The following is a 16,555-nucleotide window of genomic DNA, read 5'->3' on the forward strand; positions in this document are numbered from 1 at the left end:
TTGCCTTCCAAAAAAAAGTATAAATATGATTACTCAAAAAAAACGGCTACCCCTCTCGGAATAACCGTGTCCATGATGCAAGATACATGGTTTTTCGCGGTTAAAAAAACAGTACCGCGTTCAGATTCAGCGTGAAAACAGTTTCGCCAGTATAATGCCCGCGACCACTCCTCCGAGAAAGGCATACGCAACTCCTTCCTCCGGATGCGTTCTGACATATCTTCGTGCCGTCCTGTACTCCTGTCGCAGTTCATGTTCCAGGCGGTCTTTCTCATCGTTGAGTTTCTCAATAACATCTTTGTAGGATGAGTCGAACTTTTTCGACAGTTCATCCAGTTTATCTTGGGTTTTGCTCTTAACTTGTTCCATAGTAATTTGTCCAGCGGTTGTTTATTTGGAAAAAATAGGTTCCTGTCGGTAGTCATATTAATAAAAAACGCGAATATATGATACAGCCGGTTGCTGCCCTGCCGGTTCAAACGTATGACGGAAAAAGAGTTTCATCGACGTTTCAGTTGGTTGTATCCCCATCTCGAGTACGCGGGACGCAAGCTGCGACTGTATCAGAGAAACCGGGGTTACGGCATCCGGAGCAAGAAGGACGGTTCCAAAGTCACGGATGTGGATGAAGAAATGAGTGCGTTCTGGCTGGACCTGCTTCACCGATATTTTCCGGGCGAGGCGGTTGTCAGTGAGGAGGATTCCGACTCCCACCGTTACCCGCCCGATTCCGACCTTGTCTGGTTTGTGGATCCGCTGGACGGAACCAGCAAGTTTATCGATGGATCGCCCAACTACTTCATTCTGATCAGCATCTGCACCGGCGGCAAGGCGAGCTTCGGGGTGCTGTATCAGCCGGAGAGAAATATCGTTCTGTACGGAAACGCGATGACGAAAGCGCGCTTGTATTCATCCCGTGACGAGTACCGCGACATCCACACTCCCCTGAGCTGGAAACATCGGAAGCCGCTGGTGGTCAAGGGTGCCCCGCCGGCCCTGCGCAACCGGATTGAAGAGATAACCCACCTGAGCGTGAAACGGACCTCGGTCGCCTCCCACAACATCATCAGTCCACTGAGCGCCGTGAACACCGGATTTATCAGCTTCCGAAAAACGGCGTACTGGGACCTTGGCGCACCGGCGGCAATCATGGAATCGGCCGGCTATAAAACCGGGGCCATCACCTACGGGGAACAGACCCGTTTCAACAACGGGCTGGTCTACTGCGACCGTTTCTATTCCCTGCCTGCGGACACCCCCGATGAGGTCATTTCGTATATCACGACCGTCACCGCCTGAATCGGCAAAACTTTCCCGGCCAAACAGATACGCTCAGTCCCTGCCTGCCGGTTACTTCATGCCCGTCGCGAACTGCTGCGGTGACTGGTACAACCATCTTTCCGCGCTCATCCAGGTTCCAACCCGTTACTTGCTGCCCGTCACAAGCTGATCCTTGTACTGCAATTCATACAGCCGCCGGTAGATACCATCGCTGTGCCCGATCAGCTCTTTATGCGTTCCGGACTCGCGAATACGCCCCTTGTGCATTACCAGGATTTTGTCGGCGTGCTGGATGGTGGAAAGCCGGTGGGCGATCACCAGGGATGTCCGGTCCTTCATCATGGTATCCAGAGCTTTTGACACCAGGAACTCGGTTTCCGAATCCACGTTGGAGGTAGCCTCGTCCAGAACCAGGATGGGCGGATCGTACACCAGTGCCCGCACGAAACAGATCAGCTGCCGCTGGCCCATCGACAGGCTTGCGCCGCGTTCCGATATCCGGTGCATATACCCTCCCGGCAGTTTCCGGATAAACCGATCGGCCTGAACCAGCTCCGCCGTCTTCTTCACAAGCTCCTGCGAGATGTTTTCATTTCCCATGGTGATGTTATCCATCACCGTACCGGCAAACAGAAGATTATCCTGGAGTACCAGTCCGTAGTATGAGCGCAGCTGGTGCTGACTCATCTCCCGGATATCAATACCGTCGATGGTGATTCTTCCGGTGCTCACTTCATAATAGCGCAACAGCAGGTTGATGATTGTCGTTTTTCCGGCACCGGTCGCGCCGACAATGGCAACCACCTCTCCCGGCCTGATCTCAAAATCGGCATCCTTGAGCACATCGTTCTCCCCCGCGTTGTACCGGAAGGTGACATTCTCAAACCGTAAATGTCCCTGTTGTGTGGATGGAAGCTGCGGGTGTTCCGGATCGGGAATCCTGTTCTCGGTATCCAGCACTTCAAAAATTCGCTCCGAGGAGGCCAGCGCACTCTGGAGGGTGTTGAACTTCTCGGACAGGTCACGGATCGGAACAAAAAACTGCCGGACATACTGGATGAACGCGAGCAGAATACCGAAGGTGACTTCTCCGGAGAGTGCCTGGGCGCCTCCGTACCAGATAACCAACGCCATGGCAAGCGAGGCGATGACCTCGACCGCCGGCCAGAACAGCGCGAAATAGAAGATGGTTTTGATGTGGGCGTCGGCGTGCTTCCGGTTCAGTTTGCTGAAATTATCGGCCTCCCGTTTTTCACGGCCGAACAGCTGAACGATACTCATCCCGCTGATATGCTCCTGAATAAAAGAGTGCAGCCGGGCGATCTGGTCCCTGACATTCAGAAAGGCCACCCTCACCCGCGCCTTGAACCAGAAGGTGGCGTAGACCAAAATCGGAAGCACGCTGAGACTGACCAGCGACAGCTCCCAGCTCATCGACAACATGAAGATGATGATGAAGACAATGCGAAACAGGTCACCGATGATATTGACAACGCCGGACGAAAGCAGGTCGTTGAGCGCTTCAATATCGCTGGTGGTGCGGGTCATCAGTTTTCCGATCGGATTTTTATCGAAAAACTGGACATGCAGCCCCTGGATCTTTTCAAAAACCGCATTTCTCAATCGGTAGAGCGCCCCCTGACCGACCCAGCGCATCAGGTAGGTGTTGCCGATGAGTAGAATGGTTTCAAGGAGCAGAACGCCGAGAAACAGCAGCATCAGGCGACCCAGGCCGGGCACATCGCCTTGGGCGATGTAATCATCCACAGCAATCTGGGTGAGGTACGGGCGTAACGGACCCAGAAAGGCGACGGTCAGCGTCAACAGCAACGCCAGCAGAAGATACCCTTTATAGGGGGCCAGAAAGAAATAAAGCCGTCTGATCAGATAGCTGTCGACGGCTTTACCTTTTGAAGAGTTTTTGCTTCCGGTGCGTCCGTCAGAAGCGGTCGAAGTCATCGAATGGTGTTCGCGGTGTTATCGGTAGTGGTTTACTGGGGCGATGCGGACTCGGCTTCGACCTGTCGTCGTCACTTCTGCGATGAGGCTTGTGATAACGGCCCGGTTGAGGCCTGTCGGAGTCGCCGCCCTTGTAGTAACGCGCATTCGTCGGCTTCCGTTTGAATCGCTTCTTCTTGTATCCGGCTTTTCGTTTGCCGGCGGGCTTGATGCTTCGTTTTGCTTTGGTTGCACTCTTTTCCTTGAGATCGATGATTTCAACCCTCGGACTGATAACCTCTTTCTCCTGTTCCGGATTGGTAAAGATCGGTCGCAGTTCATACGCCAGCCAGGTCTTTTCGAACACTCCGCGGGCCTCCTTGAGCAGCAGGAACTGGTTGGAATAGCGTGCAGAAAAATGCCCGATCACCAGCCGGTCGACCCGGGCCGTTTTGGCCACAATCGCCGCATCCTGCGCGCTGGAATGTCCGGTATCCTCCGCCTTCTCCTTGAGCGGCTCACCGAAGGTAGCCTCATGGTAAAGAATGGTGGCATTCTCAGCCAGCCTCACCGCATTCTCGCAGAATTCGGTGTCGGTTACGTAGACGAAGCTTTCACCCGGCCTGGGATCTCCCACGATATCCGCAGAATGGACAACGGAGCCGTCCTCCAGGGTCACATCCTCTCCGGCCTTGAGCGCCTTGAAATGCGCATCCTCGGTTATGCCGGCTTCGGCAGCCTTAGCGGCATCCACCTTGCCGGGTTTGTCTTTTTCCTGAAGCCGGTAGCCGATACAGAATGTGGTGTGTTTCAGGGGACGCGCCTCCACATAAAAATCGTCCCTCTCCAGCACCACTTCGTGCTCAAAATCACTTTTAAGTTCATTGAAGTGCACCTCGTATTCAATCTTTAGGCTGGTCGCCTTGAATACGGCATCGATCATCTTCTTCAAGCCGACGGGACCGATAATGGTCAACGGTTTTGCTCTTCGCTGCAACTGCAGGGTGCTCATGAGTCCGAAGAGTCCGAATATATGATCCCCGTCCATGTGTGAAATGAAAATAGTGTCCACTTTGGAACGCTTCACCCCGGCCTGAAGCAGGCGCATTTGAGCATTCTCCCCACAATCAAACAGATACACACTACCTTCTCTCCACAATGCAACCGATGGAAGGTGACGCACGGCGGTTGGTGTCGCCGATGAGACACCCAGTGGAATTACTATCATGGTAACCTCTCTATATTAATTACGGGTGATTCGCTATCAGACGAATACACCCTGTTTGCTTAAATTTGTTCAAGTTCTTCTTCAATGAGTTGTTTGCGATACATATTTGCAAAATAGCCGTCCCTGGAGAGAAGCTCTTCATGGGAACCGGATTCCATCACCTGGCCGTCATCCAGAACATATATCGTATCAGCATATCTGAGTGATGACAAACGGTGGCAGGTGATAAACATTGTTATATGGGCGAAATCGGAGTCCAGATGAGATATAATCGCATCTTCCGTCTTCGTATCTACAGCACTTAACGAATCATCAAGAACAAGGACCGGAGGTTTGCGTATTAGCGCTCTGGCAATGCTTGCGCGTTGCTTCTGCCCCCCCGAAAGCGTAACTCCACGCTCTCCGAGTATAGTGTCGAATTTTTTCTCGAATTCCAAAATATTTTCGAGCACTTGTGCCTGCTCGGCTGCTTTCCAGACCTCGTCCCGGCTAGCATCTTCTTTTCCAAAGGCGATGTTATTACCGATGCTCTCTGAAAATAAAAATGTTTCCTGAGGAACAAAACCGATAATTGAGCGTAATTCCGATAATTTCAATTTCCGGATATCGACCCCGTCTATGAGTATTTCGCCTTCATCGGGGTCATAAATTCTGGGAAGGAGTTTGAGCAGTGTGGACTTTCCCGCCCCTGTACGGCCGACGATACCCACTCGCTCTCCCGCCTTTATGGTCATGTTGATATTTTTGAGCGATGGTTCGGAGGCTCCGGGGTAGGTAAATGTCACATTCCGAAATACCATTTCCTTGCGGAATAACCCTTTGTTCTCAACCGCTCGTTGTGTATCGCCCGTGCCTGATGCCTGCTCCGCTGGTACAGAAACGGCATCTTTCCATGCCCCGGGAAGCGCCCTGTCTTCGGTTTCCCCTCTGCCGGTTTCGGCGGTGACATTCATGAGTTTCTGGATGCGGGTGTTGGATGCCGCCGAGCGCTGCAGCAGGTTGAGCGTATACCCAAGTGAGGCGACCGGCCAGGTCAGATAGGTGACATAGATGATGAACTCGGCGATGTTGCCCACACTCAGAGTCCCCTGCATCACCATCAGTCCCCCCTGCCAAACCACCAGGACGATAGAAAGGCCTATGAGCAACAGCAGCATCGGGTGAAAAAGCGACTCTACCAGATCCAGCCGAAGCTTCTTGCGCCGATAGCGCATGCTTTCACGCAGAAATCGATCCTTTTCGTACTCTTCGCGGTTATACGCCTTGATCAGGCGGATGCTGGAGTACACCTCCTGAATTTTACCGGCCATGAGGGCGTACTGCTGCTGGATTTCGTTGGATCTGCGGTTGATAAACCGGCTTACCCAATAGGCCATCGCCGCTAGAAACGGCAATGGCAGCAGCGCCCAGAGCGTCAGTTTCGGGTTGACCATCACCATGATGGCGATAATGATTCCAGCCCTGGAGAGGGTATTTACGGTGTACATGTATGCCGGGCCAAAATACTCTCTGACCCGAACGATGTCCTCGGTGGCTCGGGTGTAGATGTCGCCGGATTTGTTACTGTCGAAAAAGGACTGCGGCAGCTTCTGGAGATGGCCGTACACATCGTTTCTAAGGTCGAACTCAATTTTTCGGGAAGTGACAATCAGCGTCTGGCGGGTGGCGAACAGCAGCAGCCCGTAGATCAGTACGGCGCCGACGAGGTACCCGGTGTTGGTGGCCAGCATCCAGCCGACCTCCTCCGAAAAAAGCGTGGCCCATACACTGTCGTACGGGATTTTCCTGGCTTCGGCGATCTGTTCGATCTCGTCCATCGTCCGACGGATGTAGATCGGAATCCAGATCAGGAAAAAGTTGGCCAGAATCAGGAGGAAGGACCCGAGCAGGAGGGTCCATCGATACTTGAAGAAAAAGTGGTTGAGTTTAAGGAGATCTTTCACAGATCCGGTTTGTTTCAGGAGAATTTTTCGGCCCAGTGCTCACCGAGCCGCATACCTGAGAGATAGGCGGCCTCCATCGATGTGCCCTGGAAATAGTCACCGGTCAGTGCCAGGGGTGCCTGTTCGTCCTCCGACTCTATGAAAGGCATATCCAGACTTTTTTTAGGGGAAACATAGCGCCAGAGATGTGAAGCGTATTTGCCGGGTCTTGCCGCCCAGTTACCGAGGATTTCTCCAAGGCTTTTGAGAATCTGCTGATCGATTCCAGCCGGGTCCTGCTTGTACTCGTCAATCCGCGATTTGGTGAACGCGTCGGTGGTATGTGCAACAAGCGTCAGCTCACCCGATGTATCCCGCTTGCCGGCTTCATTGCAGATCCATGAAACGGCGGGGTGCTCGCAGACAATCGCCTTCCATTCGGGCAGATCGCGCCGGCCGTACTGCGCCATGAATGAGAACGCCGAAGAGTAAGTGATATCGTCAAGCACCGTGATCATTGTGCGAAGATCCAGTTCATCCTGAGCCGTACTTACCAGACCGTATGCCTGGACTGCCGGTGTGGCAATGATAACAGCATCCGATTCAAAAACGTTTATTGTGGATGAGTTTATCATCCACGGACGTTTTTTAACGCCACTACCCCCGATGTATGTCAGGCCTCCGATTTTTTCACCGAGATAGAAATCCATCCACCTGCCAAGATATTTTCCAATGCTGTTCATGCCGGCGGGCGCCACATAGCGCATGATCGGGTCTGTGCCCGGGGCCTCGGGAAGTAGGTTTCCCCCGGCAAAACTGGAGAATGTCTCGGTCCATTCACGTACAATCCCCTTCTGCTCAAGCTCACTGACAAACGCCCGAAAAGCCTCGCCTTCGGCAGACAAAAAAGGAGCGCCATGGTCCATGACCTGCACGGGATCTGCATTGCTTCGGCGGGTCGACATTCTTCCGCCCACTCCTCTGCTCTTCTCATATACGGTGATTTCATGTCCCGCTTTCGCAAGTATGCGTCCGGCTGTCAGGCCGGCAATCCCCGCACCAATGATTCCAATCTTCATCTGTCTCCGATTTTGTAGTAACGCCCTGTCCTGCCCCATCTCTGTTTTACGATCCGATCAGCCGGCACAAAAAATGAAAACCGGGAACTGCCGGAAATATGTTGCCGCGCGGATTGAAAAAACGCAAATGCGCAGGATGAATCCGGGAGTTAAGCAGCTGTCAGCGACAGGAAAAACGGGCTCCGTTCATGTTCGCCCTAAGATAAGCTGTGAAAAAACATCCGCCAAATGATTTAACGGCAGGCTTACTCTCAACACCGGGGCCGCACAACGACGCGCTGGAATTGCTGGTTACCCCAAAGCCCCGTTTCTCGGGGTACGAATCAAATCGCATACGGCCATGTTGAAGTCGCGAGCCGTCAGCCCGTTCGGCTGAAAAGTCCCGCCCCTGATTTCCCGCCATACCTTCATCTTCCGCATATCGACTTGCAACTATGTTGCATCATCTGTATATTTTAAATCCTCAATTTAATACCACAGTTCATATATGCAACGAAACGACGAACCATACCGGCAGTTGTTACGGCAAAACGGATTGAAAGCAACTCCGGCCAGACTGAATGTGCTGAATATACTTGCCGAAAGCAACGTGGCCCTCTCCCACGGAGATATCACCACCCGGCTGGAGGGATTCGACATCGACAAAGTCACCCTCTACCGTACTCTTGACACATTTATCAAGTCCGGACTGGCGCACAAAGTGGCTACCGAAGACCGCAACTGGCTCTACGCTCTGCATCTGCACGAAGACGATCATATTCCGAAAGACGATCCCCACGCCCATTTTATTTGCGACGGATGCGACCGCATCTACTGCCTGCCTGTACAAGCGGCAGCGATAACACCGGAGATCAAAAATAGCGGCGGTTTTCTTATAAAAACGCAGGAATACCGGCTTCACGGAACATGTCCGGATTGTCTGTAAACGTGTCCAACCCGGCACCGCCATATCTGACCTGCCGCAAACTGCCATCACTGCCGAAATCATCCACACAAACATGACCTCCAAGCATCTCCATTCTACCGGAAAGATCACCCTTTTCGGAAAAATCAGTATTGCCCTATCCTCACTTTGTGTCGTGCACTGCATGGCCACACCGTTTGTGCTCCTTTTTCTTCCCGCCATCTCCTCCTTTTTTTCGGAACAGCTTGAGCAGATTCTCGTATTGTCGGTGGTGCCGCTAAGTCTGCTCGGATTTGTGCCTACCTGGCTGCGCCACAAAAATTATCGCCTGATGGCCCTGTATCTTCTGAGTATCGGGCTTATTCTATTCAGCCAGTTTGTGCTTCATGTACCGCACGGTGCCGCTGGTGGAGGCATCCACCTGCAGGCCTGGGCACGAATTGGCGTAACCTTTTCGGGGGCGCTGCTGCTGGCCTGGGTTGTGTTCCGCAACAACCGCCACACGCACTACTGCACGCATCCCCACCACCATCAGGACACCGCGCGGCCCCGACCCGATCCCACCAACGAAAACATAACTGCCGGATAGCTTATTCCCGCCAAATCACATAACTTTCCGTCGGCAATGTTGGAAAGTAGGAGGGCACCTTTCGACAGTTTCAGGCGTTTTCTGTAATACTTTTCCCTTGTCGAAGCCGTATTACAACAGGTATCCCGAGCTGTTTATCATCAACCCGAAAAAATATGAGCCAGACTCCTTCCCCAGGATTCCCCCGTTTCCAAACTTCCGGCATCACCTGTCTGCTGTTAACCGGGCTGTTTCTGCTACTACTGGCCGGTGACCTGGCGGCCCAGCGTATTTCGTATGAGTCATTGCGCATGCGCGACCGGCAGGCCAATGTCTTTTTCGAGCACCTGGTGGTACCGGGACAACCATCCGGTGAGTCCGATGATCTGACAGTAGTGACGCTCTTTCGCCTGGAGAACAATTTTTTGAATTTCCGGCGGTATCGCGATGACGATTCCCGGGAACAGCAGCGCCGTTTTGTCGCCGAACCCACGGTGCGACTCAACATCAATACCGTTGCGGAGAACGGGCCCAATGGGGAGCCAGGCAACCGGCAAGGTACACAAACCCGCACATGGAGTGAGCAGGTTTTCGCCGAAACCTTTGAACAGTCCAACTCCACCACCACGTTTGTCCAGAACCTGATTCGGACCGAACTGCCACCGGGAGCCTACCGGATAGAATCGGAAGTCAGGTCCGATAACCGGTCACGCCGCGGAGTGACGCCCCGGCTGAAAATACCCGAACCCGGAGACAGGGACGTGGCCTTTTTATATTTTCTGGATGAGCAATCGGAAGACCTTACCCCCTCCCGAAAACCACTCATGAATATGGGACGCAATGTCTCTTTCGGCCGCGACCATCAGCTCGCCATCTGGTTTCCGGAGATCGGCAATGGCAGCAGCCATCGTCTGACCATCGAACAGCTGCGAATACAACAGCGCGACACCACTTCCGTCGGCATGGTGCTCGAACGTGACCTGGAAAGCGATTCGTTTCACACCGGACTCCAGCCCGATATTGTCATGCATGACGACCGTCCCCATCTGGTTTTGAGCGAGTTGAATGAAGAGGCCGGCGCCGGATACGTCTACCTGACGCACATCCCCAACAGCACCTTTGAAAATGCGCATTACCGCATCCGCCTGTACAAAATCGATGATGACGGAGAAGAAACAACTTTGGCCAGCAGAATCTATCAAAGCCTGTGGCTGGATATGCCCGTGAGCCTGCTGAACGTGGATGTCGCCGTCGAAATGATGCGCTTTATCATGGATGACGACGCCCATCGCGAGCTGCGCAGAAGTTCGCGGAGCCAAAAAGAGCGCCGTTTCCGCGAGTTCTGGAAAGAGCGCGACCCGACCCCCGATAAGGAGTACAACGAACTGATGGTCGAGTATTTCCGCCGGATCGACTATGCCTTTGAGAACTTTACCACACCGCAACAGCCCGGATACGAATCGGATCAGGGGAGGCTGTACATTCGCCGGGGTGCCCCCGACAGAAAAGAGCGCCTCTTCCCGCCCAATCAGCCAACTCGGGAGAAATGGCATTACGGGGATCGTACGTTCGTCTTTGAAGCCACGACCGGTTTCGGGGATTACCGGTTAATCGACCGGCCATAATCCGGCAAATCATCGATACAACCAAGCTGATGAGCCACTTGCGAACCACATCCTGGCCGTCCGACAGAAATCATCCGGTACTCGCTGTCTCGATGGGAGACATGAACGGCATCGGTCCGGAGGTGATTCTCAGAAGCCTGAAGGCACGTCCCGTAACCCGGGCCGGCATTCGAATCTATGGTCCAGCCACGGTTCTGGAATACTACGCGGAGCGGATGGAGATGGAGCCGTTCTGGTCCGTTCAGGATGCCTCCCCCGCCGGCCATGGCAGCCCGGCGGAATCGGTGGTACCAGATCGCTCTTCCTTCACGGCGGAGCCCTCTCCACCGGCGAAATCATCGTCACTGCCGGAAACTCCCGGCTCTGCAAGCGCATCCGCTTCTCCGCAACCCGGGGAGGTGCTGCTGGTGCCTTCCCCCCCGCCCGAAGAGCCTGTCAGCCCCGGCGAGACCACCGCTGAAGCCGGAGCCTGCTCGATGCAGGCGGTGAAAGCCGCCGTATCCGCCTGCATTGCCGGGGAAGCCGATGCCGTGGTCACCGCGCCCATATCCAAGGAAGCGATACATAAGGCGGGGTATCGTGTACCCGGGCACACCGAATACCTCGCCGAACTGACCCGGACCACTCGTGCAGGCATGATGCTTGTCAACAATGAGATGCGCATCGGCCTGGCCACCATCCATATACCTCTACGTGACGTCGCCGGAAGCATCACCATGGAGGGGATCCGGCAACAGCTGGAACTGTTCCACAACACATTGAAGACCTGTTTCGGGATTGCGCGCCCGAAGATAGCCGTACTGGGCCTGAACCCGCACGCCGGAGACGGCGGTGTTCTTGGACTGGAGGAGCAGCAGATCATCGCACCCGCGATAGCCCGTTTCCGGGAATCGGGCCGGGAGGTTACCGGTCCCTGGCCTGCCGACGGCTTTTTTGCCAGCGGCGGACACAGGGATGCGGATATGGTTCTGGCGATGTACCACGACCAGGGCCTCATTCCCCTGAAATTATCGGGGTTCGCCAGCGGCGTCAATGTCACCGCCGGACTGCCTCTCATCCGCACATCCCCCGATCACGGGACAGCCTTTTCGATCGCCGGTAAAAACAGGGCCGATGCCGGCTCCATGTCGGCCGCGTTATCGCTTGCCCTGCAAATGGTCATTCGAATCACAGCAAGTTCTGATGACTAGCTCACAGCACATCCGGCATTCCCCCATATATCACAAGCTCGCCCCGATTTACGACATAGTGATGAAGGATGTCGACTACGAGGAGTGGACCGATTACATCGATTCCCTGATTCAGTACCATCACCCGCATGCCCAAAGCCTGCTGGAGCTGGCCTGCGGTACCGGTACCATGGCCCTGATGCTCGAACAGTGCGACGATTACAAAATTACCGCCACCGATGGATCGGAGGAGATGATCCGGGTGGCCCGTGACAAGGCGTCAGCTGGCGGAAGTTCAATAAAATGGCTGGTACAGGACATGTGCCGGCTGGACCTTGCCGGATCGTTCGATGTTATCTACATGGTATTCGACAGCCTCAACTACCTCCACAGACAGGCGGATATCCTGATGGTACTGGAAGGTGTCCGGAAACATATGAACCCCGGAGGCTGCTTTATCTTTGATTTTACCACGCCGGCCTACTCACCGAAAATCGAAACACTGCTCAATGGCGAAAAGGAGGTGAGCCGCCATTTCAGTTACCGGCGCACCAGTACCTACGATTCCGAAAAACGAATTCACACCAACCACTTTCTGATTGAGGTGCACCATCCCGAAACCGGCATCCTGTCCGAGCGGTATGAAGAGACTCACCGGCAGCACATCTGGACCCTGCAGGAGATCCGGCAGATTGTCGGCCGGTCCGGCTTAAAAATAGTGGCGGCATATGAGGATTTTGACTATATAGAGGCCACCGGCAACAGTGACCGAATAACCATGATAGTGCAGCATGCCTGATCAATCTGTAATCCGTTTCGATAACGTTACGGTTCGCTTCGACGACCGTGTTCTGCTGAGAGATGTCAACTTCACCCTTGATAAAGGGGAATTCGTCTATCTGACCGGCACCACCGGTTCCGGCAAGAGTTCCTTTCTGCGTCTCATATACCGCGATCTGCTGCCCGAACAGGGTACGGTTCACGTAGCCGGCATCAACGTAACTGACTTGAAAGAGCGAAAAGTGCCGGAGTTGCGTCGCTCGCTGGGCATTGTGTTCCAGGATTTTCAGCTGCTTCCCGACAGGAATGTGTACGACAATGTCGCTTTTGCCCTTGAAGTGACCGGCCGGCGGAGAAGCCACATCAAACAGCGTGTACTGGAAGTTCTCTCCATGGTCGGATTGAGCCACCGGCGCTATGATATGCCCGATGACCTGTCTGGCGGGGAACAGCAGCGGGTGGTGGTGGCACGGGCCCTGGCCAACGAGCCAAGGCTGATGCTGGCCGACGAGCCTACGGGAAATCTGGATCCGGCGGCATCCAACTCCATCATGAACCTGTTCAAGCAGATCAACAACCGGGGAATGGCGGTGCTGATGGTGACCCACAACTATGACATGATCAAGCGGTTTCCCTACCGGACCATCACCATTCAGGACGAAGGTATTGTGGAAAATCGCCTTTAGTTTTGGGAAAAGGCTGCAGCTTATCCTTCCGTTTCATTCTCCTGTTTTCGCCGCAGAACCCGGTGATCGACGGACCATTTGCCGGCGCCGTAAAAGAAATAGACCACCAACAGGATAAAGATGAGCAGGGAATACTCCAGCTCGGCAGTCGGCCCGAAAAATTCACTTCCGTTTCCCCCGGCAAAGTACACCGCGCCAATTATTACGATGGGCATTTGGACGAATACGGCAATCCGTGTGAGTATCCCGAAGATCATCATGGCGCCACCGCCAAGGTGGGCAAACGCGACATAATGCGAGACGACAAACGCCGATATCGGCATGGTATCGTTAATGATACGATACAGCAGTTCAAGTTCTCGAATGAAGTAGATTCCTTTGTACACAAAAAGGAGCCCCAGAAAAATTCGCAACCCCTCTATCCAGCAGTGGCGGCACTCGACAATTTTCTTTTCCAGTGAGGAACCTGCTCCATTCGTCATAACTCCTCCGGTGATTATGCTTATGAATGAACCATCCGTTGCTCTGGCAGCAAGCTACAAAAAACCGTGTACAACCAAAATCCCGCAAATTTGTATGGCGCAGCGTAAATCACTGAATTCCAGGGAATGCGATTCTCTCTAAAGAGGTGGAAAATACCCGGGCGTTCTAAACTTTGGGCATTCGAAAATCGAATCCAAGGTTATAGAACCCGGTAAGGACACGATCCGCTTCGGGATAATACCGGCGAATAAGGCCGGGGCGCTCAAACCACGCTTCCGTCATCACCGCGAAGAATTCATGGATATTCGTAGCCGCGTAATCATCCACGGCAATGGGCCGGCCGCGTTCCAGCAATCCGACCAGATGCCTGTATTCCGACTTCAAGACACTCGCCATACCCTGCTTTTCGCGCGACTTGCGTTGCCAGGAAAAGTCCTCCATCGTAGCGCCCCACTCATAGTCGAGCTGATGCGCACATTCATGATAAACGATATTGGCACCGTCCCGGGGATGCCTGAGGTCATATTCCACCTCTTTCCATGAAAACACGATCACACCCTGATCCCATGACTCGCCGCTTCTGCTCTCCACACCCTCGGTAACAACTCCGTCAACCCCCTCCTCGCTGTAGTGCGCGTGATAGGTGTCCGGATATACCAGGACGGATCTCAGATACGGATAGAGATCGGAAACACCTCCCAACAGCGGCACACACGCCATGGCTGAAATCACCACCCGTTCGAAGTCTCCGAGCTCCATCCCCCCACACCCTTCAAAAATCTTTTCAGCAATAAAATAGCGGATCAACTGCCGGTACCTGTTCCGCTGATCGGCGGTCATTAGCCGATAAAAGGGAATCTGCTCTTGCAAGATTTTCTCCCATGACACAGGAAACGGCTCCTTGTCCAGTTTTTTACGACGAATCGACTGTAACCATCCCATGGGTTTTCCGTGATATTTCTACTGTATTGGAGTGATGCTATAGCTTAGTGCAGCGATTGACCGGTAGAGCAACCGCGGTTTTTCTGTGTGACAGGTGCCGGAACGAGCAATCTCTCAAACAGGGTATCTGGCGCCGGCTCATGCTGCGGCTTTACGGCAAGTCTGCCCACCAGATGCAGCCGGAGTGTAGCCGTCGGTTTTTGGAGCTTTGGCCGAAAACAGCATTCAGGCCATTTCATCAATGTTGCTTGTGACCTCGTAATTATGGTGCGAAATACCTGCAATCTTCCTCTGGCGATCAAAATAAAAATCCATCCGCCCCAGCACGATTCCTGCAAATCCGACCTGGGAAACCCAGGTGCGGCTTCCGTCCGGCTTCTCAAACAGTTCCGGCTGCTCCAGGAAGGTGTGGGTATGGCCGCCAATGATCAGATCAATACCGTCAACCTGTTGCGCGACCACCCGATCACTGACCCGGTCACCGCTGTATCGATAACCAATATGACTCAGGCAAATCACCATGTCGCAGCGGTGGTAGTCCTTGAGCAGGGCGACCATGTCTGCGGCTACCTCAACCGGATCCAGATAGGTCACACCGCGGTGAAGATGCGGCAGAACCAGGTTTTCGAAAGCCACTCCAAGTCCGAAGATACCGATTTTGACTCCGCCGACCTCCCTGATGATGAACTTGTGCACACGGCTTCCCATCCGGGTCGTTCCAAAGTCGTAATTGGACGATACAAAGGGAAATCGGGCCTTGGCCATCACATTCTCAAATCCATCCACCCCGTTGTCAAATTCGTGGTTGCCAATGGTGACCGCGTCGTAACCCATTTTGGTCATTACCTCGAAGTCGAGTGCCCCGTTGTATTTGTTAAAATAGGGCGTGCCCTGAAACACGTCTCCGGCATCCAGCAGCAGGCTGTCGGGATTGTGTGCGCGAAGCTGTTTAATCAGCGTGGCGCGGCGAGCGACCCCGCCCATGCCTGCGTACCTCGGGGCCGTATCGGAGAATGGCTCAATGCGGGCGTGTGTATCGTTGGTGTGCAGGATCGTAATGCGCGACGGATCGGAGCCGAAGGCCGACATGCCGGGCAGGAGTCCGCCCATTCCCATTCCCGCACCCAAAATGGCGGTATTTCGTAAAAAGGTTCTGCGTTTCATGGCACTTGGTTTCGTATTCGCTGATCGGTGTACGGGGCTATCGACTCCATGCCGCGGAGGTATTCGATGATGGCATCACGAATCATGACATCGAGGTCGATGCGTTCCTGCGGATTCCACAAGGTCGGTGAGGCCCCTCCTCCATCCGCCATCCAGTTGTTGGTTGCGATCCAGTACCTGCGCTCCGGGACCACCTCCATGGAGTCTACCAATACATCCCTGGCCCGGCCGTTGTCTATGCGAAAACGGATACCGCTGACCGGCTCACCGTTTGCGGCGGCCAGTTCGTCGACAATCTGGAGAAGCTGCTCACCGGTGACCTTCAGGACGGCAATGTGGTTCTCGAACGGCATCAGCTCATAGATGAGTCTGACGGTGATGTCGCCTTCCGGCAGGGGCACCCGCAGGCCCCCGTTGTTCAGGATGCCGACATGGACTTTCTCCCGCATTTCGGCCGTGGCCCGGTACCGGACGATATCGGCCGTGAGATTGCCCAAAGCGCCCTCCGGGCTACCCCTTTCGAATGAGCCTTCGCTGTGCGTAAGCACCTGATTCATCGTTCGACCCATTTCACGCACATAGGGGTGGATGAACGCGCTCATCGCCTCGTCCTCTTCGATCTCGTCGTCGATATCATAATACACATGCGATTCGCTCCCGGTGTCGGGAACATACTCATGCGCCTGTCTGGTGGTGCTACAGGAACCCAGGAACAGGACGAATGGCAAAAACAGGTATATCAGCCGGGCCGGGCGAACCTGTAAAAACGGAATGGACATAGATAAA

The 16,555-nt window shown here is 54.0% G+C and carries 16 protein-coding genes; 7 read left to right on the top strand and 9 right to left on the bottom strand.

Annotated elements, in window-relative coordinates:
- Positions 1-126: 126 nt before the first annotated feature.
- A complete protein-coding gene (locus QA596_04095) occupies positions 127-369 on the bottom strand; it encodes a hypothetical protein (GenBank protein ID MDG5766638.1) in 243 nt (80 codons plus the stop codon).
- A 114-nt stretch (positions 370-483) separates the two neighbouring features.
- Here QA596_04095 and QA596_04100 point away from each other — a divergent pair, with 114 nt between their 5' ends.
- Entirely contained in the window at positions 484-1,299 is an 816-nt protein-coding gene (locus QA596_04100; GenBank protein ID MDG5766639.1) for an inositol monophosphatase family protein, read from the top strand.
- Positions 1,300-1,425: 126 nt separating this feature from the next.
- Here QA596_04100 and QA596_04105 read toward each other — a convergent pair whose 3' ends face one another.
- Genes QA596_04105 through QA596_04120 form a run of 4 tightly spaced genes read right to left on the bottom strand, consistent with a single transcriptional unit; the run spans position 1,426 to position 7,448 of the window.
- Positions 1,426-3,240 (bottom strand): ABC transporter ATP-binding protein, encoded by a 1,815-nt coding sequence (locus QA596_04105; GenBank protein MDG5766640.1) that lies wholly within the window; start codon positions 3,238-3,240, stop codon positions 1,426-1,428.
- Complete coding sequence (gene rnz / locus QA596_04110) at positions 3,221-4,447, bottom strand: ribonuclease Z (GenBank protein MDG5766641.1); 1,227 nt, start codon at positions 4,445-4,447, stop codon at positions 3,221-3,223. Before rnz ends, QA596_04105 begins: the two co-directional genes overlap by 20 nt.
- A gap of 59 nt (positions 4,448-4,506) precedes the next feature.
- Positions 4,507-6,390 carry an ABC transporter ATP-binding protein gene (locus QA596_04115; GenBank protein ID MDG5766642.1) on the bottom strand — a complete coding sequence of 628 codons (1,884 nt, stop codon included), beginning with the start codon at positions 6,388-6,390 and terminating at the stop codon, positions 4,507-4,509.
- A gap of 14 nt (positions 6,391-6,404) precedes the next feature.
- The gene (locus QA596_04120; protein ID MDG5766643.1) at positions 6,405-7,448 is read right to left on the bottom strand and encodes an NAD(P)-binding protein; all 1,044 of its coding nucleotides are present in this window, start codon (positions 7,446-7,448) and stop codon (positions 6,405-6,407) included.
- Between the two features lie 487 nt (positions 7,449-7,935).
- Here QA596_04120 and QA596_04125 point away from each other — a divergent pair, with 487 nt between their 5' ends.
- The 6 genes from QA596_04125 to ftsE all read left to right on the top strand — a co-directional run bounded on the left by QA596_04125 (position 7,936) and on the right by ftsE (position 13,180).
- Positions 7,936-8,373: a Fur family transcriptional regulator gene (locus QA596_04125; protein MDG5766644.1), complete on the top strand. Its 438-nt coding sequence runs from the start codon at positions 7,936-7,938 to the stop codon at positions 8,371-8,373.
- Positions 8,374-8,446: 73 nt separating this feature from the next.
- Positions 8,447-8,941 carry a MerC domain-containing protein gene (locus tag QA596_04130; protein MDG5766645.1) on the top strand — a complete coding sequence of 165 codons (495 nt, stop codon included), beginning with the start codon at positions 8,447-8,449 and terminating at the stop codon, positions 8,939-8,941.
- Positions 8,942-9,096: 155 nt separating this feature from the next.
- A complete protein-coding gene (locus QA596_04135) occupies positions 9,097-10,545 on the top strand; it encodes a GWxTD domain-containing protein (protein MDG5766646.1) in 1,449 nt (482 codons plus the stop codon).
- A gap of 29 nt (positions 10,546-10,574) precedes the next feature.
- A complete protein-coding gene (pdxA, locus tag QA596_04140; GenBank protein MDG5766647.1) occupies positions 10,575-11,735 on the top strand; it encodes a 4-hydroxythreonine-4-phosphate dehydrogenase PdxA in 1,161 nt (386 codons plus the stop codon).
- On the top strand, positions 11,728-12,513 hold the full coding sequence (locus QA596_04145; protein ID MDG5766648.1) for a class I SAM-dependent methyltransferase: 786 nt from the start codon (positions 11,728-11,730) through the stop codon (positions 12,511-12,513). The genes pdxA and QA596_04145 overlap by 8 nt, the downstream gene beginning before the upstream one ends.
- Positions 12,506-13,180 (top strand): cell division ATP-binding protein FtsE, encoded by a 675-nt coding sequence (ftsE, locus tag QA596_04150; protein MDG5766649.1) that lies wholly within the window; start codon positions 12,506-12,508, stop codon positions 13,178-13,180. The genes QA596_04145 and ftsE overlap by 8 nt, the downstream gene beginning before the upstream one ends.
- Before the next feature lie 20 nt (positions 13,181-13,200).
- On the opposite strand, the gene QA596_04155 is transcribed toward ftsE, so the two are convergent.
- From QA596_04155 to QA596_04170, 4 genes are all read right to left on the bottom strand, one after another.
- Positions 13,201-13,662, bottom strand: coding sequence for a DoxX family protein (locus tag QA596_04155; protein MDG5766650.1), 462 nt, complete (start codon positions 13,660-13,662; stop codon positions 13,201-13,203).
- A gap of 166 nt (positions 13,663-13,828) precedes the next feature.
- The gene (locus QA596_04160; GenBank protein MDG5766651.1) at positions 13,829-14,605 is read right to left on the bottom strand and encodes a zinc-dependent peptidase; all 777 of its coding nucleotides are present in this window, start codon (positions 14,603-14,605) and stop codon (positions 13,829-13,831) included.
- A gap of 225 nt (positions 14,606-14,830) precedes the next feature.
- Positions 14,831-15,769, bottom strand: a complete 939-nt coding sequence (locus QA596_04165) for a metallophosphatase (GenBank protein ID MDG5766652.1) — start codon at positions 15,767-15,769, stop codon at positions 14,831-14,833.
- A complete protein-coding gene (locus QA596_04170; protein ID MDG5766653.1) occupies positions 15,766-16,548 on the bottom strand; it encodes a 5'-nucleotidase in 783 nt (260 codons plus the stop codon). The genes QA596_04165 and QA596_04170 overlap by 4 nt, the downstream gene beginning before the upstream one ends.
- Positions 16,549-16,555: the final 7 nt, after the last annotated feature.

This window comes from Balneolales bacterium ANBcel1 (assembly GCA_029688905.1).
Taxonomy (GTDB): Bacteria; Bacteroidota; Rhodothermia; order Balneolales; family Natronogracilivirgulaceae; genus SLLW01.